Raw genomic sequence first — 24,254 nt, 5'->3', positions numbered from 1 at the left:
ATCACCCCGCGACGGCCGTGACGTCCTATCCCGCGTTGTAACCCTGGATCCAGTAGTTCTGCGCGTGGTGACGGTGCCGGTCCAGGCCGAGCGTGCCGCGTGCGTACTCCCTGACCGCCTTCACGAGTTTGCGCTCGCCCGCGGCCCAGAGGTAGACGGCATCCGGAACCTCGTGCGGCAGGGATGCCTGCAGCCCGGCGACGACACTCGCTCCGGTCGCGTCGGGCGCGGCCCACGACACCGTGGTGCGGGCATCCGCCGCGAGGGGAAGCGCCTCGTGGTCGTCGTGGTCGTCTTGCACGACGACGTGCTTGACGGCATCCTCGGGCGCGTGCTGCAGCATCGTGTTGATGGCGGGCAGCGCCGTGGTGTCGCCCGCGAGCACGAGCAGGCGGGTCTGCGGGTCGATGGTGAGGCGCTGCGGGGTGTGCGCGACCTCTGCTGTCGTGCCGACGACGGCGCTCTTCGCCCACGCCGCGGCAGGCCCGGTCGGCTCGTGCAGCACGAAGTCGAGGCTGAACTCCCCCGCCGCGACGTCGGGCTCGAGAATCGTGTAGCCGCGCTGCACCACCTTGTCGCTGGTGAGCGACGGCACCCACAGCCGCAGCCAGATCGTCGGATGCAGGGCGATCTCGTCGAGAAACCCGGGCGCCGAGAGGCGGATGCGGCGGTACCACGGCGTGAGGTCGGTGACGTCGATCACCCGCGCCGAATGGTTCTTCACGCCCATCGCCTTGAGCACGCCACGCTGCCAGTTGGCCGCCATCTCGATCTCCTCGGCTCGGCGCCGTCGAGAGAGTGAGGCGCGGTGCATTCGGGTGGTCGGGCATCCGCGCACCGACACCGCCCGCCCCGGGCTGTGGACTGGTGCTGCGGATGCCCGCGGCCACGACACTATCGGCTGCGGTTAGGTTAGGCAACCCTAAGTGTGCGAAGTTGGTTCAGTCCGGGGTCTGGAACCCGCGATAGACCGCAGTGCGCAGTTCGATGGCGTAGGCCTCCGCCTCGGGCATCCCGCTGGCCATCGCGATGGCGACCTCCGCTTCCCTGTCATAGGCGACGCGCACGAACTCGACCGTCGGCGCCTCCGGGCGGGCTGTCCGCGAGGCGGTGAGCACGACGTAGCAGGCAGTCGTCTCGTCCAGCGGATTGCCCACGCTGCCGACGTTGACGAGCGTGCGGTCCGCGACCGTCTTGACGTAGGCGCCATGAATGTCCCCATAGCAGACGACCGTCGGCAGCGGTCCAGGACCAGTGAGCTGAGTGTTGGCGAACATGCCCTCGAACTCGGCCGGCGAATGCTGCTCGAACACGCGCGTGAAGACGCTGGCGGCCGAGGCATGGAAGAGTCGAAAGGCCGATCCGCCGAAGGCGAGGTCGTACGACGCAGGCAGGGAGCCGAGCCAGCGACGATCCTCCACGGTGAGCTCGTCGCGCCACCATGCGCCCACGGGGTCGTCGACCCTGTCGGATGCCAGCAGTTCGTCCCAGTTGCCGCGAACGTTGACGGCGCAGCGCTCGCGGGCCAGTTGGACCGCTTGAGAACCGCGCGGTCCTTTGCCTGCAACGTCGCCGAGGCTGTAGATCGTGTCGATGCCCCGCGCGGAGATGTCGGCGAGCACCGCCTCGAAGGCGGTGAGGTTTCCGTGCACGTCCGAGAGAACCGCCACCTGCGCAACCGACATCTCACGATTCTGTTCGATCGGCGGCGAACAAGTAAGAGCCGGTCCGAGGGTCGCGGGCACTCCGCTTCCGGCTATGTCATCGCCAGAATGTCGGCGATTCGTCGTATATTTATTCGTATGAACGGATCGCGTATGCACACCAGTGACGCATATACGTTCGCACGCACCTTCGGCATCGATCCACTCGACGCCGCGGCCGCTGACAACCTTCATACGAACGGCGGCCAGCACCTGGAGGGCGACAACTCATACGCGGGCAGCGACCTCTACGCAGACGACGATGGCTTCTCGGTGGTCAGCGATTGGGGCGCGCACGCACAGGCATCCATCGATCTGGAGCCTGCACCGCAGGCCGTGTCGGCGGGGTACATCATGGACGCCGCCGTCGCCGACGCAGTCGCGACGCAGACCATGGTCAATCTGTTGGCCGCGCGTCAGCTCTTCGCGGTGCGCGACGCCGTGCACATCGCCGGGGACAACCCGCAGCTCTACCTGCCGTCCGCCGTCATGGGCGGCTCGGCGTCGCCGGCGGGCGCCGGCCCGAGTGTGGATGCCCGTGATTTCGCCGAGCGCTCCGTCGCCTTCGACCTCGCGCACAGGCTGCACGTGTCGGAGAACACCGTGCGTGCCTGGGCGCACCAGGCCGACGTGCTCTCCTCCTCACTCCCCCGTCTGTGCGAGCTCTTCGTGGCGGGCGCCGTGAGCGTGCAGCACGTGCGGGCCGCCGTCGACGCGTCGGCAGGCATCCTCGACGAGGCCGCGATGACCGCTTTCGATGAGCGACTGGCCGGCATCGCCGAGGGGCTTCGCGCCGGGGAGTTCCGACGGAGGGCACGGCTGCTGCGCGAACGACTGTGCGCCGACACCCTGCAGCAACGGCACGAGGAGGCGCGCACGAAGCGCCGTGTCAGCGTCGAGCCCGACCACGATGGCATGGCCTGGCTCAACGTCTACCTGCCGGTCGTCGACGCGGCCCGCGTCGAGTCGCGACTCGGCGGCACAGCCCGCCGGTTGCGCAACGCTGCCGGCGAGACGCGCACCCTCGACCAGCTGCGTGCCGACCTCGCCATCGACTGGCTGACCGGAGGCGACACTCCCGCCGCCGCGACCGTGCAGCCGGTGTTGCTGATCGACGAGGCAGGGCGTTACGCCGAGCTGCTCGGATACGGCCCTGTTCCACCGAAATCCGCGGGCCGAGCGCTTCGCGACGCCCCGGCCTTTCGCAAGGTGATCGCCGATCCGGGGCGACCTTCAACGCTCGTGCTCGACGCGTCGCGCTACCGTCCGACCGCCGACCAGAGGCTGTGGCTGCGCATCCGCTATGGACTCGACGACGATGCAGCGCCGTACCTCTCCCCCGACGCCGACATCGACCACGTCGTCGAATGGCACGACGGCGGCACGACCGACGTGGCGAACCTCGTTCCGCTCAAGCCGCGGCTGCACAGGCTCAAGTCGGTCACGGGCATCCGGCTCGATCCGAAGCCCGGCGGAGGCATCCGCGTGCGAACACCGACCGGATACGACTCGGACCCGCCGCCGTTCTAAGACGGCGATGCGCTGATTCCCGCTTCGCCGGAACCCCTCAGTCGTCGCCCGAGTCGACGGCGGAGATCAGCGCGTCGACAGCGGTGATGAGATTGTGCAGCGCCCGGCGCTCGATCGAGTTCTCCGGCAACTGCTGAATGTCGAAACTCGCGGCACTCGCCGCCTGCCGTGCGTCGGCGATGAGAGCCTGCGTCTCGAGATCGGCCATGATCGTCTCCCCCATGAGCGTCGCGGTGTGTGCACGAGTCTACGAGCGCGTGCAGTCACAAGCCATGGCCGAGCGCCGGTCCGTCGCTCCGACGGAACAGCCCCACGGTCTGGCGGCACTGCGACTCCGCTGCCTGCATAGGCTCTCCCTATGCGCATCACGCAGCTCCGATCCTTCGACGCCGTCGCCTCGACGGGCGGTTTCTCGGCGGCCGCGCGCGACCTCGGCGTTCGACAGCCCACGGTGTCCGAGCAGGTCGCCGCCCTCGAAGCGGAGTACGGCGTCACGCTGATCGAGCGACGTGCAGCGAGCATCGCGCTCACCCCGCTCGGTGAACGGCTGCACGAGGTGAGCAGGCGCCTGTTCGAACTCGAGGGCCGGGCACGCGGCATCCTCGAATCCGCCCAGCGACTCGACGGCGTTCAGCTGCGCATCTCCGCGGATGCCCCGGTGCACGCCATCCCCCTGATCGCTGCGGTGCGGGAGCAGTACCCCGCAGTCGCGGTGCGTCTCGGCTCCGACAACGCGGAACGGCTGGTCGCCCGGCTGCGCTCCGGACTCGACGATGTGATCATCGCGGCAGGGGTCGCCGATGACGACGACCTCGCCTCGCGCGTCGTCGACCGCCAGACGCTGACCGCCGTCGTGCGCACCGATCACGCATTCGCCGGGCAGAAGACCGTGCGGCTCACGAGGCTTCTGAAGGAACGCCTGATCCTGCGCGAGTCGGGCAGTGCCAGCAGGGCGGCACTGGAGAGCGCGGCGAACGGCACCGAGCTGCGCACGGCACTCGAGGCCGACTCCCGCGAGGGTGCGCTCGCCGCCGCGACGGCCGGCCTGGGCGTCGCGGTGATCGCCGAGAACGAGATGATCGACGACCCTCGCCTGGTCATGCTCGACATCAAAGATCCCGCGATCGTGCTCGAGGAGCGCCTGGTGTGCCGCCGCGCGGAACGGGACACCGTGTTGTGCCGTGCGCTCTTCGACGCGGTCCGTGCGTGAAGAACCGATAGTCCCATCGGTTGCGGCGCGATTGGCGACGATCCGGTCGGCGTAGCGTCGGACACCATGAGTCAGTCCCACCTCAGCAGCCACGTTCTCGTCGTCGCCTGGGACGGCGTGCGCGACGACGAAGTGCGCGCCGCCAGCACGCCGTGGCTCGACAGCATCGCGACCGACGGCTTCTTCGCGACCGTGCCGGTGCATCCCGCGAACCCGACGATCTCCGGGCCCGTGTGGTCCACCGTCGCCACCGGCACCTACAGCGACCTGCACGGCGTGCGCGACAACGACCTGCACTCGCACCGCTTCGAGTGCTACCCGGACTTCCTCACCCGCATCAGAACGGTCTTGCCCGAAGCCACGACTTTCGCCGCCGCGTCGTGGGGACAACTCGTCACCGAGGCGGGCGGCGGACCGGTGTTCCGCGCCGGCGGCTACCGGCCGGAGCTCGCACCGGGGGCCGAAGACGGTGACCTGAGCATCGTGGCCGTGATGGACGACGCGGTGATCTCGCGCACCGCCCGAGAGCTGCTGCTGCGCGATCACGCCGCCGTCTTCAGCTACGTCGTGCTGCCCGACACGGTGGGCCATCACGAAGGCGTCACCGCTCGCTACCGGTCCGCCATCGAGACGTGCGACGAGCAGCTCGGCGTGCTCCTGGCCGCCATCGAGGCGAGACCGCACCGCAGCGACGAGGAGTGGACGGTCATCGTCGTCACCGATCACGGCCATCTCGACGCCGGGCACCACGGCGGCGACAGCGTCGAGGAGCGCAACGCGTGGATCGCGGCGGCGGGCCCCGGCATCCACGCCGAGCACGGCGCAGGCGTCGATCACGCCGACATCGCTCCCCACGTGCTGCACGCGCTCGGCATCCCTGTGCCCGCCGACGCCGACTTCGAGGGTGCACCGTTCGGTCACCGGGACGACGCCCCCGCCACTGCGTCGACGCCGGCGTGAGCGGACTCGTCCTCGTCGCTGTGCTCGGCTCCGCCGTGATGCACGGCGCGTGGAACGCGATCGCGAAGGCCATCCCCCAGCGTCTCGTGTCGTCGGCGCTCATCGGCGTCGTCTACCTCGCCGCCGGGGTCGCCGGATGCCTGCTGTTCCCGCTGCCAGCCGCAGGAGCGTGGCCGTACCTGCTCGTCTCCGCGGGCATCCAGACGGTCTATCTGATTCTGCTCACCGCCGCGTACGAGAAGACGGAGTTCTCGCGCGCCTACCCGCTCACCAGGGGGATCGCCGTGCTCGGCGTGACCGTCATCGCCGTCACGGTGCTCGGCGAGCGGCTCACGATCATGCAGCTCGTCGGCGTCGGCGTGGTCGCCGCGGCCCTGCTCGCCGTGGCCTGGGCCGGCTCAGGGCGCTCGAACCTCGTCGGCGTGCTCATGGCCGTGGCGGTGGGCGCCTCGATCACGGCGTACTCCGTGGTCGACGGCGTCGGCGTGCGTGCGTCGGGGGATGCCCTGAGCTACGCGTCGTGGCTGTTCCTCGCCCAGGGGCTCACCATCCCGCTCGTGTGCCTCGCGCTGTCGAAGGATCGACGCGCGTTCCTTGTCGCTGCGCCACACAACGTCGTGCGCGGCAGCGCAGGCGGCGTGCTCTCGGTCGCCGCCTACACGATCGTCGTCTGGGCGCAGTCCGTCGCACCGCTCGCCCTCGTCTCGGCGCTGCGCGAGACCGGCGTGCTGGCGGCCGGGCTGATCGGGGTGCTGTTCTTCGGCGAGCGCTTCAACCGCTGGCGCACCGTGGCCACGTTCTGCGCCGTCGCGGGCATCATCGCCATCCGCGCCGGCGCGTGACCGGCCGACCAGGCCGATGGACCGGCGCTACCCGAACAGCTCGCCGTCCACCCAGCCGCCGCGGCCGAACCAGCCCCCGCCCGCTGCTCCCCCGGCCTCGGCGCCGTAGCCACCGCCCCACCTCGAACCGAGGAAGCTGTCCACGACGGCGACCCCGAGGTCGCCGAGCTCGGGGGCGACCACGCGTCCGCCGACGCGGTTCGCGAGCGAGTCGACGAAGCGCGCCAGCCCTGGATCGGAGCCGAGACGGAAGATCGTGATCTGCGCGCCGAGGCGGGCTGAGGCATCCAGCTCCTCCACTGTGCGGGCGATGGTGACCGGATGCGGCGGGTAGGCGAATCGCACGGAGCCGTCGGCCTCGAGGTGCGAGGTGGGCTCGCCGTCAGTCACCACGAGCAGCACGGGCTGAGCGTCGGGATGCTTGCGGAAGTGCCGGTTCGCCAAGAGCAGCGCGTGGTGCAGGTTGGTGCCCTTGTCCCACATGGCGTCGAGCCCGGTGAGCTCCTCGATCTCCATCACCTGCGCGTGCCGCGAGAACCCGATGAGCTGCAGGCTGTCGTCCCTGAACCGGGTGCGGATCAGCGTGTGCAGGGCGAGCGCGGTGCGCTTCATGGGCACCCAGCGGCCGTCCATCGCCATCGAGAACGACGTGTCGACGAGCAGCGCGACCGCCGCCTGCGTTCGCGTCTCGGTCTCCGCCACCTCGATGTCGTCGAGCTCGATGCGCCGACCGGAGCCGCCGCCGTCACCCGCACCGCCCGCGCGACGCAGCACGCCGTTCAACACCGTGCGCGGGATGTCCCACGGCTCGGTGGCGCCGAACTCCCATGGCCTCGTCGCACCGGATGCCTCCCCCGCCGCCCCCGCGAGCCGCACGTCGCGCTCGCCCCTGCGTCGCGACATCCGCTCGGCGATGTCGCGCAGGAGGCTCTGACCGAGCTGACGCATCGCCTTCGGTGTGAGCTGAAGGTCGCCTCGCGAATCGCGGCGGAACGTGCCCGCGCGGCGCAACGCCTGCTCGAGGTCGCGCAGGGTGCGGGCATCCACGGCGGCCTCGTCGCCGAGCTGGCGGGCCAGCTTGTCGAGGTCGACGCTCGTCGAGGCGCGCCCCGTCGTAACCCTGGGTGAGCTGCTCCGACAGCTCGTCGAGGTCGGCGAGGTCGGCGAGCACCTGAGCGCCATCGGCGAGCCCGAGCGGCTGATCGCCGTCGAAGCGTTCCGCCCCGCTCCAGTTCTCGCCTGGGCGCAACGCCTGCAGGTTGTCGTCGAGATCGGCCAGCTGCTGCATGAGCTGCGGTGAGCCGAAGGCCTGTGCCGACAGCTCCATCAGTTCCTGCCGCTGCTCCTCCGTCATCGAGTTGAGCATCCGCTGCGCCGCGGCGGAGCGTGCGGCGAGCGCGTCGATCAGCTCGTCGATGTTCTGCGGGTTCTCGGGAAAGAACCTGCCGTGCTCGGCCATGAACCGCTCGAAGTCCTCTGGGGTGTCTGCTCCGCGTCGGTGCTTGTCCAGGAGCTCGTTGAGGTCCGACAGCATCTCGTTCACCGACCGCCGGTCGTCGTCGGTCACGTTCTCCAAGGTTTGCTTCATGCCTTCGAAGCGCTGACCCAGGAGCTCCTGGCCGAGCATGTCCTTGATCTTCTGGTAGTCGGCCTTGGCCGTGGACGACCGCCAGTCGTAGTCCCCCAGCTCTTTCACGGCCGCCGCTGTCGAGGGGGGCAGGTTCTCCAGCCGCATCTCGGCGAAGGCTCGATCCGTGTCATCCATCTCGACGTCACGCGCGAGCTGTTTGCGTTCGGCGAGCACCGCGTTCTCGAGCAGTTTCTGGATGTCCCGCAGCGTCCCCCCGAGCTCGTGTCGCCTCAGCAGCTCCCGCTTCCGTTCCGCCACCCGACGCGCCAGGTCGTCGAGGCCCAATGTGTCGCGCCCGCCGCGTCTCAGGAACTCGCTCAGGGCGCGCTCCGGCGAGTAGCCGGCCATCACGTCTTCGCCGATGGCGTCGAGCGCCTCGGCGAGGTCGACGGGCGGCGCGAGCGGGTCGCCGCCCTCGTAGCGGTGGAAGCGGCTGAGCGGTCCCGATCCCGACCGTGCGCCGGGCTGCTCAGCCATAGATCGTCTCGTTCCCGTCGGTGTCCTTGCCGATCCTGCGGGCGAGGTAGAGCCCCTCCAGCGCGAGCTCGATCGCGGCGGCGCGCTCGCCGGGGGTGCGGGCATCCACCCGTTCCACCACCTCGTCGTAGAGCGGCGACTCCCCCAGGAGGGGCAGGCCGTCGAGGAACTCCGCTGCGGTCACGCGCTCACCGGTGGCGACCATCGCTCCGCCCTCGATGGCGGCCACGAGCGGCCCGAAGTCGATGCCGCGAAAGTGCGTTCGCACGGCGTCTGCCGTCGCGGTGCGCAGCAGGTGGGTGAGCACCTCGGACTCGCGACCCTGCTCCCCCGATTCGAACTCGATCTTGCCGCCGAGCACGTCGACCGCCGTCGTGAGGTCGACGGTGCGGGCCACGGCCTCGTCTTCGCCACGAGCCGTCGACCGGTGCAGGGCCGCGGCCGCGATGGTCTCGGCGCCGGCGATCGCGAACCTGGCGCTCACGCCGCTGCGCTGGTCGATCGAGCTCGACTCGCGCAGGTTGCGTGTGAACCTGGCGAGGATCTCGACCAGGTGGTCGGGCACCTCGGCCACCAGCTCGGCCTCCTGCCGGATGACGGCGATCTCCGCCTCGAGCTGCCGCGGGTAGTGCGTGCGGATCTCCGCCCCGAACCTGTCCTTCAACGGGGTGATGATGCGTCCGCGGTTCGTGTAGTCCTCCGGGTTGGCGCTCGCGACGACGAGCACGTCGAGGGGCAGCCGCAGGACGTAGCCGCGGATCTGGATGTCGCGCTCCTCCATCACGTTGAGCATCGACACCTGGATGCGCTCGGCCAGATCGGGCAGCTCGTTGATCGCGACGATGCCGCGGTGGCTGCGCGGGATGAGCCCGAAGTGGATGGTCTCCGGGTCGCCGAGCGAACGACCCTCCGCCACCTTCATCGGGTCGACGTCGCCGATCAGGTCGGCCACCGACGTGTCGGGCGTCGCGAGCTTCTCGACGTACCGCTCGCTGCGGTGCCGCCACGCGACGGGAAGACCGTCGCCGAGCTCCGCGGCGCGTCTGATCGACTCATGCGTGATCGGCTCATAGGGGTGCTCACCCAGCTCCGCGCCGTCGATCACCGGCGTCCACTCGTCGAGCAGCCCGCCGATGGTGCGCAGCAGCCGTGTCTTGCCCTGTCCGCGTTCGCCGAGCAGCACGATGTCGTGTCCGGCCAGCAGGGCCCGCTCGAGCTGCGGGATGACCGTCGCCTCGAACCCGTGCACGCCCGGCCAGGCATCCTCACCGGCGCGCAGCTTCGCCAGCAGGTTGTCGCGCACCTCGGCGCGCAACGTCTTCTGCACGTGACCGGACGCCTTCAGCTCGCCGAGCGTGCGAATCTGCGGCGCAGCAGAACGCGGTGCACCGGCGGCATCGTTGGTCGGCGCAGGGGTCTGAGAAGCGGAGTTCGACTGTATCGAAGGCGTCATGCTCCACGATATGCACGGTGTCCCCGCGCACGGGGAAACGGCGAGCGCGCGGCTCGCTCGACACGACCGACGGGCATGGTCCGATGGCCTCTTCGGCATCCGGTACGGTGCTGATGATGCACGCGGACGCCGACCACTCTCAGCCGGGGCCCGCCCGGTCGTATCGCGGCCTCATCATCCTGCTCGGCATCGTGTCGGCGCTCGGTCCGATGACCACCGACATGTACCTGCCGGCGCTCCCCCAGATCGCCCGCGAGTTCAGCACGTCGGAAGCCGCCGTGCAGATCACGCTCACCGGCTCGCTGCTCGGCATGGCGGTCGGCCAGATCGTCTTCGGCTCACTGTCGGACTCGTTCGGCAGGCGCATGCCGCTCATCATCGGCCTCTTCGCCCACACCGCGTTCTCCGTGCTCTCCGCCCTCGCTCCGAGCATCGGGTGGCTCATCGTGTTCCGCGCGCTGCAGGGCGCCGGATCCGCCGCCGCACCGGCCATCGCCATGGCGATCGTGCGCGACATCTCCACGGGCCGCAACGCGTCGAAGCGATACTCGACCATCATGTTCATCGCCACCGGTGCGCCGATCGTCGCCCCGCTCATCGGCTCGGCCCTCCTGCTCTACACCGACTGGCACGGCATCTTCCTCATCCAGGGCGCGATGGCCGCGGCGCTCGCCGTGACGGCCATCATCGCGCTGCCCGAGACCAGGGATGTCCGCCACCACCTCGAGCAGGCCGGCTTCCTCACCGGCGTCAAGGCGCTCGGCCGCGACCGTGTCTTCGTCGGTTCGACGCTGTCGCAGGCGGCCATGATGGCGGCGAGCTTCTGCTACATCTCCGGCCTCAGCTTCGTCGCCCAGGACTGGTACGGCGTCTCGCAGCAGGTCTACGGACTCATCCTGGCCGGAGGCGCCGTCGTGATGCTCGGCATGAACCGCATCAGCCCTCGTCTGCTGCGCAGCCGGACGCCGCACAGGGTCGCCGTGATCGGACTCGTCGGCGCCCTCGTGGTCGCCGGTCTGATGATGCTCGCAGCGCCGACGCTCGGGCTGATCGGCGTCACGATCACGTCGTGGCTGTGCATCGGGTTCCAGCAGCTGGTCACGCCGAACAACCAGGCCATGGCGCTCAGCGGTCACTCGCAGTTCGCGGGTGTCGCATCTGCGCTGATCGGTGCGGCTTCCCTGGTCGCCGCTGCCATCTCGGCACCGCTGCTCGGCCTTCTCGGCACCGACAACGGGTTCAACATGGGACTGGCGATGTTCGCGTTCTACGCGCTCTCGCTGGTGTCGTCCATCGTCATCATCGGCCGGCGCGCCGACCATCTGTAGTGCACCCGTGAAGCGTGCGGCGCGCGTCAGCCGCGCTGCCACCCGGTGAGCACTCCGGCGGCGAGCACGTGGCCGGCCGCCTGCGGAAGCAGCGCGTCGAGACCGGCGAGGGCGTCGGCATCCAGCACCGTGTCGAGCGCGTACACGTGGAACCCGTAATGATGCACGCCGTGCCCGGGCAGCGGCCGCGGTCCCTGGTACCCGACCCTGTCGCGGAACGCCGGCACGTACTGCACGCGGAGATTGCCGACCGTGAGCGCGCCCTCGCGCAGCGAACCGCTCGTCGCATCCCCGAAGTCACCGTCGGGGTCTCCTGCGGGGTCGACGAGCGCGATCGTGTGCACGACGGGCAGCGCGAGCGGAACGTCCGGGTCTTCGATGATCACGAGCACCTGCCGTGTGCCCTCGGGCATCCCGCTCCAGTGCAGCTCGGGCGACACGTTCTGGCCACGGCCGACGCCCGAGTGCTTGCGCGCGATAGCGGCGCCGTCATCGAACGACGTGGAGCTGACGGTGAGGATGCCGGCGCCCGCGAGCTCGTCGGCGAACTGCACGCTGCGGCTCGGGTCCGCCCTCCTGCCGCGCAGCAGCCAGCCGAGCGGTGTGGCGACGAGTTCGGCCAGTGACATCGATCCTCCTGCGGCCCGAGCCTGCCACGTGTTCGGCGCGGTGTCCGAGCGTTGAGACTACCGAGTCACGACCGTTGGCGCGGCCCCGGTCGACCCCGCCAGTCAGCCCTGTTTCGGCTCGCCTCCGGTCGACGGCGACACGAAGAGCCCCAGAAGACCCGTGAGGGCGGCGGATCCGATCCCCACGATCAGGCTCGCGTCGAGCCCCAGCGCGATGAGCAGCACCGACGCCAACAGGCTGATCACGATGACCGCGGCCAGGGTGCAGACCAGGATGAGCCAGAGAAGATTCACCGTCGATCCCTTGACCCCCTTGTCGTTCGGATTCGGAACCAGATCGACTTCGCCGTTGTTCCCACTCATGCCAGCACCCTCCGTCGTGAGTCACCGGTCGACGACCGATGGCACCGGCCTATCACGCGGTTTTTTCCCTGGCCAGACCCCCATTAAGGGACTTAGGGTGGTTGGCGACCGAACTCGGAGGTGCCCGCATGCCCGCTCGACTCGTGTACTGGATGAACGTCTCGCTCGACCTGTTCATCGAGCGGACCACGGGCGAGCAGGGCGGCGGCGACTGGCTGCGCATCGACGAACAGCTGCATCGCGAGTTCAACGCTCGGGCACGCGCCCTGTCGGCGATGGTCGAGGGCAGGGTGATCTACGAGACCATGGAGGCGTACTGGCCCGCTGCGCGCGATGACGCGTCGCTCTCCGACGTGCTGCGCGAGTACGGCGAGATCTGGACCTCGGCACCCAAGGTGCTCGTGTCACGCACCCGGGATCACGCTGACCACAACACGCGCGTGGTCGGCGGAGACGACGCGATCGACCAGCTCGCCCGGTTGCGCGCCGAGTCCACGGGCGACATCGGGGTGGGAGGCGCGACGCTGGCGACGCAGCTGCTGGAGGCGGGCATCCTCGACGAGCTGCTGCTCTTCACCCACCCGGCCGTCCTGGGCACGGGCCGGCCGCTGTTCGACGCGCACGAGCGCGTGATCGAGCTCGACCTTCTCGAGCATGCCGTGTTCGACAGCGGGGTCACGATGCACCGCTACGCCGTTCGCGGTGCATCGCAGGCGCGCTGAGGTCGCCGGGGTCGTCGGCGCGAGCGGCAGATGATCCGGCTCAGTCGTGCTGCTCGTCGTCATCAGGGTGAAGGGCGCCGCCCTCGCCCTCCCAGCGTGATTCTTGCTTGTGCTCTGCCGGGGTCTTCGTGCGCTCCGGCCAATGCACCAGCTTCTTCAGCCGCTCCGTGAACCGACTCATGATCGCCCCGCCCCCGATCGCCTCTGTACACACCATAGGCTTTCGGGATGCGGTCATCACGACTCGAGGCGTTCAGCGACGGCGTGCTCGCCATCGTCATCACGGTCATGGTGCTCGGTCTCGCCGTGCCGAAGGGCGAGACGTTCACCGCGCTGTGGCACACAACGGGCCTCGGTCTGCTGACCTATCTGCTGAGCTTCATCTACATCGGCATCTACTGGAACAACCACCACCATCTGTTCCAGCTGCACCCGCAGGTGGGCGGCGGCGTGCTGTGGGCCAACCTGCATCTGCTGTTCTGGCTCTCGCTGTACCCGTTCACGACGGCCTGGCTCACGGAGACCCGGGTGGCCCTTGTGCCGACCGTCATCTACGGGGTGAACCTGCTCGGTGCCGCGATCGCGTACTCCATCCTGCAGGCGGTGATCATCAGACGTCCCGGCGGTCAGCGACTGCGCGAGGCGCTGGGCCGCGACGTGAAGGGCTGGATCTCGCCGTTCCTCTACGTGCTCGGCATCGGCCTCGCGTTCGTGGTGCCGTGGCTCGGCCTCGTGCCCTACATCGCGGTGGCCGTTCTGTGGCTCATTCCCGACCGGCGCATCGAGCGTTACATCCAGGCACACCCGAACGACGAAGAGTGATCGAGGAGAAACCATGCCCTACGCCGTCGACTTCGTGAACGTCTCCACCACGGGCCTCGAATCGTCCCCGTTCGCGGATGCCCTCGCCGGCCTCCGCGCCAACGAGGCCCGTTATTTCAAGAACAAGTACGACCACGTGTTCACGGTCTCCCCCGCCGATGAGGTGCCGGAGACCGTCGAGTGGCTGAGCCGCATCCTCTCGGAGGAGCGGGGCATCGAGATCGCCTCCCCTGCGCTGGAGGCGACCGAGTTCGTCGTGGCGGGCATCCGCATGGCATACGTGTTCTACGAGTCGGGGCTCTCGATCAACGCGATGTACACGCTCGACGATGCGGGCAAACGCGCCGTCGGCTTCAAGCTCTGCGAGGGCATGGAGGTGCCGGCCGAACTCGCCGCGTTCAAGTTCGCGAGGCAGAAGTCGAAGCTCGCCGGGGTCATCCGGGGCTCCTTCTTCGTGATCAAGGGCGAGTACTGACCCGCGAGCACTGACGACGGCGGGTGCTCGTCCCCTATCGTCATCAACATGGACAGCACCGCATCGGAGCGGATGAACGTTCCGCTCCGCATGGCAATCGTCGCCGAACCCGAGGGCGAGACCCGTGTCTCGGCGTCTCCGACCACCGCGGAGAGACTGCGCGGCCTGGGGTACGACGTGGTGGTGGAGCGGGGAGCCGGCGTGGCATCCTCGTTCCCCGACGACGCCTACGGCAAGGCGGGCGCGACTCTCGTCGACACGGAGACGGCATGGGCGTCGGACATCGTGCTGCGCATCACGCCGCCGACGAAGGATGACGTGGGCCGGCTGGGCGATACCGCCACCTTCGTCGGCATGCTGAGCCCCGCCCTGCGACCGGAGCTGCTCGAGTGGCTCGCGACCCGCAGCATCACGGCGCTCGCGCTCGACGCCGTGCCGCGCATCTCGCGTGCGCAGTCGATGGACGTGCTCAGCTCCATGTCGAACATCTCCGGCTACCGGGCGGTGATCGAGGCCGCGAACGAGTTCGGGCGGTTCTTCACCGGCCAGGTGACCGCGGCAGGCAAGGTGCCGCCTGCGAAGGTGCTCGTCGCCGGCGCCGGCGTGGCAGGACTGGCCGCGATCGGCGCGGCCTCCAGCCTCGGCGCCGTGGTGCGGGCGACGGACCCGCGCCCCGAGGTCGCCGATCAGGTGCACTCGATCGGCGGCGAGTACCTGCCGGTCGACGTCGCCGTCGAGCAGTCCACCGACGGCTATGCGAAGGCGACCAGCGAGGCCTACGACCGCAGGGCCGCCGAGATCTACTCCGAGCAGGCGGCCGATGTGGATGTCATCATCACCACCGCGCTCATCCCCGGCCGCGCGGCGCCTCGGCTCGTCACCGCAGCCGACGTCGCGAGCATGAGACCCGGCAGTGTGATCGTCGACATGGCGGCTGCTCAGGGCGGAAACGTTGAGGGATCCGTCGCGGGCGAGCGGATCGTGACGCCGGAAGGGGTCACGATCCTCGGGTACACGGACCTCGCGGGGCGACTGCCCGCGCAGGCATCCCAGCTCTACGGCACCAACCTGTTCAACCTGCTCGCCCTGCTGACGCCCGGCAAAGACGGCAGGCTGGTCATCGACGTCGACGACATCGTGCAGCGCGCGGTCACCGTGGTGCGCGACGGCGCGATCACCTGGCCTCCACCGCCCGTGCAGGTGTCTGCCGCGCCGCAGCAAGCGGCAGACGTCACCGCGGAGCCGAGTCAGGCGAAGCCGAAGCGCAGGCTGTCCGCTGGCGGCAAGACCGCGCTCGTCGCGCTGGGCATCGCTGCGCTGTTCGCGATCTGCGCGTTCGCCCCGCCTCCCCTTCCCCAGCACTTTCTCGTGCTCACGCTCGCCGTCGTGATCGGCTTCTACGTGATCGGACAGGTCGCGCACTCGCTGCACACCCCGCTGATGAGCGTCACCAACGCCATCTCGGGCATCATCGTCGTGGGCGCGATGGTGCAGATCGTGGCGCCGTCGCCGCTGGTGCAGGTGATCGCGGCGGTGGCGGTGCTCGTGGCATCCATCAACGTGTTCGGCGGTTTCGCCGTGACGCGCAGGATGCTCGCCATGTTCGTCAAAGACACTGCCACGAAGGCAGGTGATCGGTGAGCATCGCGACCGCCATCGCCGACGCGGCGTACATCGTCGCCGCACTGCTGTTCATCCTGAGCCTCGCGGGGCTCAGCAAGCACGAGACCTCCAAGCGGGGCGTCGTCTACGGGATCATCGGCATGACGATCGCACTCGTCGCCACGATCATCGTCGCGCTGACCGGTGCGTGGGGCACCGCGTCCCTGCCGCTGGGCGTCACCCTGCTCGTCGTCGCCGTGCTCATCGGTGCCGCGATCGGACTCTGGCGGGCCCGCACCGTCGCGATGACCGGGATGCCCCAGCTCATCGCGCTCTTCCACTCGTTCGTGGGTCTCGCGGCCGTGCTCGTCGGCTGGAACGGCGCCCTCGACACCACGGGCATCGCCGCGAACCTCATCGGCATCCACCACGCCGAGGTCTTCATCGGCGTCTTCATCGGCGGCGTCACGTTCACCGGATCGATCGTCGCCTACCTCAAGCTCGCGGCCCGCATCTCGTCGCGCCCGCTCATGCTGCCGGGCAAGAACGTGCTCAACATGGGTGCGCTCGTCGTGTTCGTCGCTCTGACCGTGTGGTACGTCGCCGCACCGCAGCTGTGGCTGCTCGTCGTGGTGACCGCGCTCGCGCTCGCGCTCGGCTGGCACCTCGTCGCCTCGATCGGCGGCGGCGACATGCCGGTGGTCGTCTCGATGCTCAACAGCTACTCGGGCTGGGCTGCGGCCGCCGCCGGCTTCCTGCTGAACAACGACCTGCTCATCGTCACCGGCGCGCTCGTCGGGTCCTCCGGCGCCTACCTCTCCTACATCATGTGCAAGGCGATGAACCGGTCGTTCCTGTCTGTCATCGCCGGCGGCTTCGGCATCGAGGCGCCGAAGGGCGGCGACGAGCAGCACGGCGAGCACCGCGAGATCGATGCAGAGGGGGCGGCCTCGCTGCTCGCCGGGGCATCCTCCGTGGTCATCACGCCCGGCTACGGCATGGCCGTCGCGCAGGCCCAGTACCCGGTGGCGGAGCTGGCCAAGCGGCTGCGCGAGCGGGGCGTCGAGGTGCGGTTCGGCATCCACCCGGTCGCCGGGCGCCTGCCGGGGCACATGAACGTGCTGCTTGCGGAGGCGAAGGTGCCGTACGACATCGTGCTCGAGATGGACGAGATCAACGACGACCTGGCCTCGACCTCGGTCGTGCTCGTCATCGGCGCCAACGACACGGTCAACCCGGCCGCCGCCGAAGACCCGGGCAGCCCGATCGCCGGGATGCCCGTGCTGCGCGTCTGGGAGGCGGAGAACGTCATCGTGTTCAAGCGGTCGATGGCCTCCGGCTATGCAGGCGTGCCCAACCCGCTGTTCTGGCGGGAGAACACGCAGATGCTGTTCGGCGACGCGAAAGAACGGGTGGAGGACATCCTCAAGGTGCTGTGACGCGACCGGACGCCCTCCGCTGCACTACCTGAGCAGCGGCCGCACCGACGCGTAGGCGTTCGCGTCGTCGCGACTCGGCACGTCCCACACCCTCGTCGCGTGGGATGCCGTCTCGTAACGCTCCCACCCCGGATCGCCGCCGACGACGAACGCGACGGCCGCCGAATGGATATCGTCGGCGAGCGACTGCGGTGCGTGGTCTCCGGCGAGGTGGTCGATCGCCGGCCCGTCGAGGCAGTCGAAGAAGAACGGCACGTCGAGACAGTGCTCCGCGTAGCCGAAATGCCCTGACGGCCACGAGAAGCGGTAGACCCAGGTCGGCGCGGAGCCGCGGGCGGCGGCGATCCTCAGCACGCCGACGCGGAAGAGTCGATCGGTCACCACGCGACCGGCGAGGCGGGCCTTGCCCTTGGCGACCACGTCGGCGTTCGCCGCCAGGTACGCCTTGCGCGCAGCCTTCGGCACGCCGAGCTTGCTCAGCAGCAGCCCCTTCGGCACCCACCGCAACGACTTCTCGGCGTCGGCCGTGGCCATGGTGAATTCGTCGTCCGTCGCGCCCAGTACGAGCGGCTTGTCCGCGCCGACCCCCGAGCGCAACGAGTCGGGCGTGGACATCTGCAGCAGCTCGCCGTCGATGGCCGGACCGAGCGGCAGCCCGTCGTCGGCCACCGTGTTCAGGGCATCCCCATCGAGCTGGGTCGCCTTCTTCTGCAACTCGAGAACACGCTCCTCCGAGAGCGTCGACCAGCCGATGCGGGTGGGCGCGACGCCCGCGGCCTCGGCGAGGGCGCGTCCGAACGCCTCGGCCTTCGCGGGCTTCACGTCGGCGAGTACGCCGGAGACGGCGTAGACGGCGTGGAACAGGTGCTGAGCCTGCGGAATGCCGAGCAGCGTCAGCACCGCACCGCCGCCTGCTGACTGACCGGCGATGGTGACGCGCGACGGGTCGCCACCGAAGGCGGCGATGTTCTGCTGCACCCACTCGAGGGCGAGCAGCCAGTCGCGCACGGCGCGGTTCGACGGGGCATCCTCAATCCACCCGAAGCCATCGAAGCCGAGCCGGTACGAGATCGACACCGTGACGACGCCATCGCGGTTGAAGTTGCGCCCGTCGTACCAGGGGCTGGCGGGTGATCCCGCGAAGTAGCCGCCGCCGTGAATCCACACCAGCACGGGCAGCCCCTCGCCCGGCGCCGTGGCCTCGGGCGACGGCGTGAACACGTTCACGTTCAAGGTGGAGTCGCCGGGGATGCTCGGCTCGGGAATGAGCGTCACCCCCTGGTCTCCGCGCTGCGCCGTCGCCCCGAACTCGACGGCGTCGAGCACGCCGTCCCACGGCGCCTTGGGCACCGGTGCGGCGAACCGAAGCTCGCCGACGGGCGCTTCGGCGAACGGGATGCCGAGGAACGCCGCCGACCGCGAGTTCCCACGACCACCCGTGGTCGAGCGCCACCGTCCGCGAACGCGCCCCGCGGCGGTCTGCACTTCGGGATGCTGCGGCGCGTCACCGTCTCGGTCGACGTCGGCACTCGTCTCGGGCGTGCTGTTGTCCATGAGTCTCTTTCTCGCCGTTGCTGATGGGAAGGACGTTACTCGACGCGAACGTCGGCGAGGTCCCGGCGTAAGCACGACAGTGCCCCGCGTCGGGTTCGCGGGGCACTGCTTCTGCGGGGCGGTCTCGGCTACGAGACCTTGTTGCCGGTCACGTTCGAGGCGGGGAACGGACCCGCCTTCGCCTTGCCCGTGATCGCGTCGCCCTCATACGTGAGCGTGTACGTCACGGTCATCGGGAACGGCTTGCGCAGGTCGACCGAGCAGGTCAGCACCCCGCCGTCGAACTTGCCGTTGTTCACGTCGACCAGCTCAGCGCTGGTCTGCGCCTTGCCCGTCACCGTCGATCCTTCCGAGGCCAGCGTCAGAGTGACCTCTTGACGTCCGATCGGACTCGCAATGACGATCTCCGACACTCCGTCGACATCAGCCATGGTTCTACTCCTTCGTATTCTTCGAGTCGGTGTTGGTGTTCGCTAGGCGGCGGGGGTCACGCGCACGGGCACGGACTCGAAGCCACGAACGATCGGGTTGGAACTCGCCGCTGCCGGACCGGTCAGCTCGATCGTGTCGATCTGCTCGGTGAGCGCCTTCAACAGCGTATGCGCCTCCATGCGGGCGAGTCCCTGGCCCGCACAGCCGTGAGTCCCGTAGCCGAAGGCGAGATGGTCGAGGGGATTGCGCTCGATCTGGAACTCCTCGGGGTTCGAGAACTTCTCAGGGTCGTGATTCGCCGCAGCGAAGTTGAGCATGACCTGCTTGCCCGCCGGAACGGTCACATCCCCGATCTCGACGTCACGGGTGGCGACGCGCCAGAATCCGACGACCGGCGAATGCCACCGCAGCGTCTCCTCGAACACCGCGGGAGCGCGCCACGGATCGGCCTTGAGCGCGTTCCACACCTCTGGGCGTTCGGCGAACAGCCGCAGCATCGCACCGATCGCATTGACCGTCGTGTCCATGCCTGCCGTGAGGTAGCCGTTGATGAGTCGAAGCCCCTGAAGCTGCGTCACCGCGCCATCGTCGATGGCGTCCATGATCGCCGCGCCCCAGCCGTCGGGCGAGAACTTGGCGCGGTCATCCATGGAGTTCAGGTACTCCTGATAGTCGGCCATCTCCTGGATGTGCGAGATCAGGTAGTCGCCCCACGGCCCGAAGGCGGCGAACATCGCGTCGGCTCCTGGCTGCAGGGTGTTGCGCCCCTCCGCCGGAAGTCCGAGAAGATCGGCGACGACGTTGATCGGAAAGACCCGGGAGATCGTGTGCACGGCGTCGAACTCCCCGGCGGCCACCTGCTCGGCGACGAGCCTGTCTGCGTAGTCGGCGATCTGGGCGTTGAGCTTGCGCAGCCCACGGGGCGCGAGCTGGGGCCCGAGCACATCACGGAGCGCCGTGTGCTCTGGCGGGTCGAGATGAAGGATCGAGCCGTCGATCGCATAGTTGATCTCCGGGGTGAGCGCGACGCCCTCCGCGGAGCTGAAGGTCTGCCAGTCGTCGGCTGCTCGGCGTACGTCGTCGTAACGCGTGAGCATGTAGAAGTCGAAGTCTTTGAAATACATCGCAGACGTCTGCTCGCGAATCTCCGCGAGCCGCGGGAACGGGTCCGCCACCCAGTCGGCGGCGAACGGATCGGCGTCGGTCTGCGGCGTCGTGGTGGCTAGCGCCATCTCATGCTCCTCGGTCTTCATTGACGGGTTGCGATCCGACGGAGGCATCGAATCCAAATTATGTACATAGTTACATGTTTGAAGTTGCGTGTCGATGGATCGCCGCGCTGGAAGGTGCTAGGCGACCATCTTCCGGAGGCGGGCTGCCGGCATCCGGTAGTTGATCGAAACGACGGCCGTGGTCGCATCGTCGGTGTTCGACCAGCGCAGCAGGACCTCCCGGCCGTCCAGATCGCCCGCGAGCACATCCGGCTCGCCGACAAGGGGCGGCTCGCCGGCGATCTTCACGTCGAGTCCGTACTGCTCCGTCCAGAAGTAGTGATCGGGGACGTACGGCGAGGCGCCATCGTCGAGCAGGCTCGTCGCGGCGGCCCGGCCCTGAGCGACGGCGTTGCTCCAGTGCGGCGTTCTGCGAAAGACGCCGGGCGACACCTCGCGGGAGACGACGTCCCCGGCGCCGGTGATGGCCGGTGCCACGCGGCATCGCTCGTCGACGACGACGCCGTTGGCCAGGCGCAGTCCGGAGCCTTCGAGCCACTCGGCATTGGGGATGTCGCCCACCGCCGACACCACGAGGTCGCCGGCGATGAACTCGCCATTGCCCAGGCGAACACCCGAGATCGGGTCGCCTTCCAGCACGACGCCGCCCTCCGAGATGACCAGGCGCACACCGTGCTCCAGCGCCGCCTTCGTGACGTACTCCGCGAGCCACGGTCCGAGCAGCCGTCGAAGCGGGGGCTCCATGTCGACGACGGTGACCTCGAGACCGTGGTGACGCAGCGTCGAGGCCACCTCCATACCGAGGAACCCGCCGCCGACGACCACCGCGCTCGACGCATCCGCTCGACGTTCGGCGATCGCCTCCGCATCGGCGAGGGTGCGAACGACGAGCTCGCCCCGTTGTCCCGGTGCGGCGAGACGACGCGCACGAGCACCGGTCGCGATCACGAGCCCGTCGTAGTCCACGACCCCGCCGCCGGCGAGGATCAGCTCGCGCCGATCGACTCGCAGCCCGGCTGCGGCAGTGCCGAGCATGAGCTCGACGTCGTCGGGCAGCGCGGGCAGTGCTGCCGATTCCGGCGTCTCCGTGCCGATCATGACGCCCTTGGAGAGCGGCACGCGCGAATACGGTGCCGCCCGTTCGGCGCTGACGAGCGTGACACGCCCGCCGAAGCCGGCCGTTCGCAGCGCTCCGGCCGCTGTCACGGCGGCGATCGAGCCGCCTGCGACAACGATGTGGTCGAGTGTCATCGGAGCACTCGCAGCGCTGCGACCGGACAGACCCGCGCGCCGGCGGCAGCCGCCTCTTCGAGCTCGGCCGGGATGGGCTGATCCACTTTGAGGAACACGTATCCCTCGTCATCGAGTCCGAACACCTGCGGCGCCAGCTGCTCGCACAGCCCGTGGCCCTCGCACTTCGAAAGGTTGATGTCGATCTGCATGGTCCTGCTCCCGATGGTCGTCATGCCGGAGCCGCCAGGGCGGCGAAGGCGCGGTCTTGAATCTCGTGCTCTTCGGCGTAGCGATGCTCGAACTCGGCCTTCGTCATCTCTTCCGACGCCTCGACGACGAGACGGGCCCGATCGAGCCGGCGACGGAAGAACGCGTCGAGCGCGCCGGCCACGGACTCGCGCGCGCCGAGCTCATCGGCGAGAGTCACGGCATCCTCGATCGCCAACGCCGCCCCGCTGACCATTCCGGGGGCACAGGTGTGTGCGGCGTCGCCGATGAGCACCGTTCGGCCGCGGTACCAGGGCTCCTCGACGATGATCGCCATGACCGGACGTCGCACGACGCGCTCGGAGTCGACGATGCCGTCACGAAGCGCGGCCATCTCCCCTTCGAGAGGTGACAGCAGCTCCCGCAGGTCAGCGGCCAGGTCGACATCGGCGTCTGCCGAACGATCGTCGACGATCTGCGTCGTGAACACGTAGGCGTCGTGCTCGGAGATCGGGATGATGCCCGACGAGTGCTCCTGGCCGTTAAACGTCGTGAGCCGGTCGATCGACGAGGGCCGCTGCACCGTGGTGCGCCAGACCGCCTGGCCGAGAAAACGGGGCTCCTCGTCGATGCCGATCGCGGTGCGCGCCGCGGAGTGCACGCCGTCGCCGGCGACGACCAGATCGACGGTCTTGCGCGTTCCGTCGTCGAGCACGAGAGTCGCACTGTCGCCCTCGTCGTCGATCGACACGACCTTCGCGCCGAGCGTCAGCGTGGCACCCGCGTTCTGTGCCGCCTCACGCAGAACGCGAGACAGTGCCGGCCGGCCGATGCCGACCATCACCGGCTCGCCCGGTCCCAGCAGAGACGGCGGCTCCACCGTATGGAAGGTGACTCCGCGCACGTCGCAGTTGTTGATCGAGTCGATCGGGTAGCCGACGGCGATGCACGCCTGATCCAGCCCGATCGATCGCAGGGCGCGCAGCGCGGGACCGGTGAGGGTGAGACCCCATCCGACCGCCGGCCACTCGCTCTGCCGTTCGAGCACCTCGACTCTGTGCCCCTGCCGGCTCAGAGCCGTGGCCGCGGTCAGACCCGCGATGCCTCCGCCGACGACGGCGATGTTCAATGCGGCCATGCTCAGGCGACCTTCTCGTCGTTCGATGCCGAGCTCATCCGGGCCTGGAACCGCTTCTCGGTGTCGCGGATGATGTCGACCTGGGCCATGATCTCCCCCGGCGTTCCGTCCGCGGCCACCTTCTGCAGCAGACCGGTGTGATCCATGACGAGGTCGCGCAGCGGACGCAACGGCTTCGGTGCGTGATGCATCACCTGGCTGAGCATGTAGGCGCGCTGGGCGAGACTCGCCGTGTGCGTGATGCGCGGGCCCTCGAAGCCCTCGAGCGCCGACCGCACCTCGGCGAGGTTCGACAGGTCGACGCCGGCGAGCGCGCGCCCGAAAAAGTATCCGTCTTCGATCGCCATGCCCGCCCCGTATCCCGCGTACGGCGATGTCGCGTGCGCCGCGTCACCGATGATGACGGCGCGGCCGCTCGACCACTTCTCCAGTGCCTTGCGGTCGCGCAGCACCCAGCGGTGCATGTCCTTCGGGTCTGTCGCGGCCACCAGCTCCGGCAGAGGAGAGGGGAACTCGGAGGCGATGCGCGTTGCGGTCGCGTGGAAGTCGCCGGTGAACTCGGTGTTCTTCGGGTGCGCCTCGATCGTCCACCATTCGAAGCCGCTGTCACCGTGACTGCGAATGGACGTGTAGCTGCCCTGCTTGTCCTTCGACCACGAGATCACGACCTGGCCTCGCTGCACGTCGGGGAACGGCTTCATCGTGTAGCCGCCGAAGATGTGCAGGTTGTGTTCGCGAATCGGCTGGTCGCCCCAGAGCGTCTTGCGCACGACGGAGTGGATGCCGTCGGCCCCGACGAGCACGTCGAAGTCGCGTGTCGTGCCGTCGGACAGCACGACCTGCACGCCGTCGTCGTTCTGCGTGAAGCTCTGCACGGCCAGGTTCGGCTCGATGATTCCCTCGGGGACCGAGTCGTACATGCGCTTGTAGAGATCCGGACGGAGCAGGCCGATGAAGTCGCCGCCGTACTTCTGCTGCAGCTCGTCGGAGATGTGGATGGTCGCACGCGTGCGGCCCTTGTTGTTGCGGAAGATCGTCTGGCACGGAGCACCGATGTCCTCGACATCGACGCCGAGCAGCTCGAGCGCCTCGATGGGCGGCGGCCACAGGTTGAGGATGTTGCCCCGAGGCTCCGTCGCCGGATACCGCTCGAAGACCGTCGGCTGATGTCCGGCCTGGAGCACCGACATCGCCGCAGCCATGCCGGCGGGCCCGCTGCCGATGATGCCGACGCGTCCGGGTTTGGTGGTGACCACTTCGTCTCCCTCGTCGA

The 24,254-nt window shown here is 68.9% G+C and carries 24 protein-coding genes and 1 pseudogene; 10 read left to right on the top strand and 15 right to left on the bottom strand.

Annotated elements, in window-relative coordinates; genetic code table 11:
• Positions 1-25: 25 nt before the first annotated feature.
• Both FPZ11_RS01295 and FPZ11_RS01290 read right to left on the bottom strand, forming a co-directional pair.
• Positions 26-766: a siderophore-interacting protein gene (locus tag FPZ11_RS01295; RefSeq protein WP_168203706.1), complete on the bottom strand. Its 741-nt coding sequence runs from the start codon at positions 764-766 to the stop codon at positions 26-28.
• A 175-nt stretch (positions 767-941) separates the two neighbouring features.
• Positions 942-1,745 (bottom strand): metallophosphoesterase family protein, encoded by an 804-nt coding sequence (locus tag FPZ11_RS01290; protein ID WP_246846454.1) that lies wholly within the window; start codon positions 1,743-1,745, stop codon positions 942-944.
• A gap of 72 nt (positions 1,746-1,817) precedes the next feature.
• Between FPZ11_RS01290 and FPZ11_RS01285 the strand changes: the two genes are divergently transcribed.
• Positions 1,818-3,233: an HNH endonuclease signature motif containing protein gene (locus tag FPZ11_RS01285; protein WP_168203705.1), complete on the top strand. Its 1,416-nt coding sequence runs from the start codon at positions 1,818-1,820 to the stop codon at positions 3,231-3,233.
• A gap of 37 nt (positions 3,234-3,270) precedes the next feature.
• On the opposite strand, the gene FPZ11_RS19145 is transcribed toward FPZ11_RS01285, so the two are convergent.
• On the bottom strand, positions 3,271-3,441 hold the full coding sequence (locus FPZ11_RS19145; RefSeq protein WP_168203704.1) for a hypothetical protein: 171 nt from the start codon (positions 3,439-3,441) through the stop codon (positions 3,271-3,273).
• Positions 3,442-3,591: 150 nt separating this feature from the next.
• Between FPZ11_RS19145 and FPZ11_RS01280 the strand changes: the two genes are divergently transcribed.
• From FPZ11_RS01280 to FPZ11_RS01270, 3 genes are all read left to right on the top strand, one after another.
• Entirely contained in the window at positions 3,592-4,443 is an 852-nt protein-coding gene (locus tag FPZ11_RS01280; RefSeq protein ID WP_146317704.1) for a LysR substrate-binding domain-containing protein, read from the top strand.
• A 66-nt stretch (positions 4,444-4,509) separates the two neighbouring features.
• On the top strand, positions 4,510-5,403 hold the full coding sequence (locus FPZ11_RS01275) for an alkaline phosphatase family protein (protein ID WP_146317701.1): 894 nt from the start codon (positions 4,510-4,512) through the stop codon (positions 5,401-5,403).
• The gene (locus FPZ11_RS01270) at positions 5,400-6,245 is read left to right on the top strand and encodes an SMR family transporter (protein ID WP_246846453.1); all 846 of its coding nucleotides are present in this window, start codon (positions 5,400-5,402) and stop codon (positions 6,243-6,245) included. The genes FPZ11_RS01275 and FPZ11_RS01270 overlap by 4 nt, the downstream gene beginning before the upstream one ends.
• A 27-nt stretch (positions 6,246-6,272) precedes the next feature.
• On the opposite strand, the pseudogene FPZ11_RS01265 reads toward FPZ11_RS01270, so the two are convergent.
• A pseudogene (locus FPZ11_RS01265) lies at positions 6,273-8,352 on the bottom strand (vWA domain-containing protein).
• Positions 8,345-9,805: a magnesium chelatase ATPase subunit I gene (locus tag FPZ11_RS01260; RefSeq protein ID WP_246846451.1), complete on the bottom strand. Its 1,461-nt coding sequence runs from the start codon at positions 9,803-9,805 to the stop codon at positions 8,345-8,347. Before FPZ11_RS01260 ends, FPZ11_RS01265 begins: the two are co-directional and overlap by 8 nt.
• An 83-nt stretch (positions 9,806-9,888) precedes the next feature.
• Between FPZ11_RS01260 and FPZ11_RS01255 the strand changes: the two genes are divergently transcribed.
• Positions 9,889-11,133, top strand: coding sequence for a multidrug effflux MFS transporter (locus FPZ11_RS01255; protein ID WP_146317699.1), 1,245 nt, complete (start codon positions 9,889-9,891; stop codon positions 11,131-11,133).
• Positions 11,134-11,159: 26 nt separating this feature from the next.
• Here FPZ11_RS01255 and FPZ11_RS01250 read toward each other — a convergent pair whose 3' ends face one another.
• Entirely contained in the window at positions 11,160-11,762 is a 603-nt protein-coding gene (locus FPZ11_RS01250) for a YbhB/YbcL family Raf kinase inhibitor-like protein (RefSeq protein WP_146317698.1), read from the bottom strand.
• A 102-nt stretch (positions 11,763-11,864) separates the two neighbouring features.
• A complete protein-coding gene (locus FPZ11_RS01245) occupies positions 11,865-12,125 on the bottom strand; it encodes a hypothetical protein (RefSeq protein WP_146317696.1) in 261 nt (86 codons plus the stop codon).
• Between the two features lie 128 nt (positions 12,126-12,253).
• On the opposite strand from FPZ11_RS01245, the gene FPZ11_RS01240 reads away from it, so the two are divergent.
• Positions 12,254-12,847, top strand: coding sequence for a dihydrofolate reductase family protein (locus FPZ11_RS01240; RefSeq protein WP_146317694.1), 594 nt, complete (start codon positions 12,254-12,256; stop codon positions 12,845-12,847).
• A 40-nt stretch (positions 12,848-12,887) separates the two neighbouring features.
• On the opposite strand, the gene FPZ11_RS19140 is transcribed toward FPZ11_RS01240, so the two are convergent.
• Positions 12,888-13,028, bottom strand: coding sequence for a hypothetical protein (locus tag FPZ11_RS19140; protein ID WP_168203703.1), 141 nt, complete (start codon positions 13,026-13,028; stop codon positions 12,888-12,890).
• Between the two features lie 47 nt (positions 13,029-13,075).
• Here FPZ11_RS19140 and FPZ11_RS01235 point away from each other — a divergent pair, with 47 nt between their 5' ends.
• Genes FPZ11_RS01235 through pntB form a run of 4 tightly spaced genes read left to right on the top strand, consistent with a single transcriptional unit; the run spans position 13,076 to position 17,185 of the window.
• On the top strand, positions 13,076-13,669 hold the full coding sequence (locus FPZ11_RS01235; protein ID WP_146317692.1) for a TMEM175 family protein: 594 nt from the start codon (positions 13,076-13,078) through the stop codon (positions 13,667-13,669).
• Positions 13,670-13,682: 13 nt separating this feature from the next.
• Positions 13,683-14,144 carry a DUF8821 family protein gene (locus tag FPZ11_RS01230; RefSeq protein ID WP_146317690.1) on the top strand — a complete coding sequence of 154 codons (462 nt, stop codon included), beginning with the start codon at positions 13,683-13,685 and terminating at the stop codon, positions 14,142-14,144.
• Positions 14,145-14,192: 48 nt separating this feature from the next.
• Positions 14,193-15,785 (top strand): Re/Si-specific NAD(P)(+) transhydrogenase subunit alpha, encoded by a 1,593-nt coding sequence (locus FPZ11_RS01225; protein ID WP_246846449.1) that lies wholly within the window; start codon positions 14,193-14,195, stop codon positions 15,783-15,785.
• A complete protein-coding gene (gene pntB / locus FPZ11_RS01220) occupies positions 15,782-17,185 on the top strand; it encodes a Re/Si-specific NAD(P)(+) transhydrogenase subunit beta (protein WP_146317688.1) in 1,404 nt (467 codons plus the stop codon). Before FPZ11_RS01225 ends, pntB begins: the two co-directional genes overlap by 4 nt.
• Before the next feature lie 24 nt (positions 17,186-17,209).
• Here pntB and FPZ11_RS01215 read toward each other — a convergent pair whose 3' ends face one another.
• The 7 genes from FPZ11_RS01215 to FPZ11_RS01185 all read right to left on the bottom strand — a co-directional run bounded on the left by FPZ11_RS01215 (position 17,210) and on the right by FPZ11_RS01185 (position 24,237).
• The gene (locus tag FPZ11_RS01215) at positions 17,210-18,739 is read right to left on the bottom strand and encodes a carboxylesterase/lipase family protein (protein WP_146317686.1); all 1,530 of its coding nucleotides are present in this window, start codon (positions 18,737-18,739) and stop codon (positions 17,210-17,212) included.
• Positions 18,740-18,867: 128 nt separating this feature from the next.
• A complete protein-coding gene (locus FPZ11_RS01210) occupies positions 18,868-19,170 on the bottom strand; it encodes a hypothetical protein (protein WP_146317684.1) in 303 nt (100 codons plus the stop codon).
• 42 nt (positions 19,171-19,212) lie between these two features.
• Complete coding sequence (locus tag FPZ11_RS01205; protein WP_168203702.1) at positions 19,213-20,403, bottom strand: cytochrome P450; 1,191 nt, start codon at positions 20,401-20,403, stop codon at positions 19,213-19,215.
• Between the two features lie 117 nt (positions 20,404-20,520).
• A complete protein-coding gene (locus FPZ11_RS01200) occupies positions 20,521-21,654 on the bottom strand; it encodes an NAD(P)/FAD-dependent oxidoreductase (RefSeq protein ID WP_146317680.1) in 1,134 nt (377 codons plus the stop codon).
• Entirely contained in the window at positions 21,651-21,869 is a 219-nt protein-coding gene (locus FPZ11_RS01195; protein WP_246846448.1) for a ferredoxin, read from the bottom strand. The genes FPZ11_RS01200 and FPZ11_RS01195 overlap by 4 nt, the downstream gene beginning before the upstream one ends.
• Entirely contained in the window at positions 21,866-22,981 is a 1,116-nt protein-coding gene (locus FPZ11_RS01190) for an FAD-dependent oxidoreductase (protein WP_146317677.1), read from the bottom strand. The genes FPZ11_RS01195 and FPZ11_RS01190 overlap by 4 nt, the downstream gene beginning before the upstream one ends.
• Positions 22,982-22,983: 2 nt before the next feature.
• Entirely contained in the window at positions 22,984-24,237 is a 1,254-nt protein-coding gene (locus FPZ11_RS01185) for an FAD-dependent oxidoreductase (RefSeq protein ID WP_210415930.1), read from the bottom strand.
• Positions 24,238-24,254 lie beyond the last annotated feature (17 nt).

Source organism: Humibacter ginsenosidimutans, from assembly GCF_007859675.1.
GTDB classification, from domain to species: Bacteria; Actinomycetota; Actinomycetes; order Actinomycetales; family Microbacteriaceae; genus Humibacter; species Humibacter ginsenosidimutans.
Note: the sequence above shows the minus strand (reverse complement) of the source record. Positions and strands in the feature narration are given on the sequence as shown.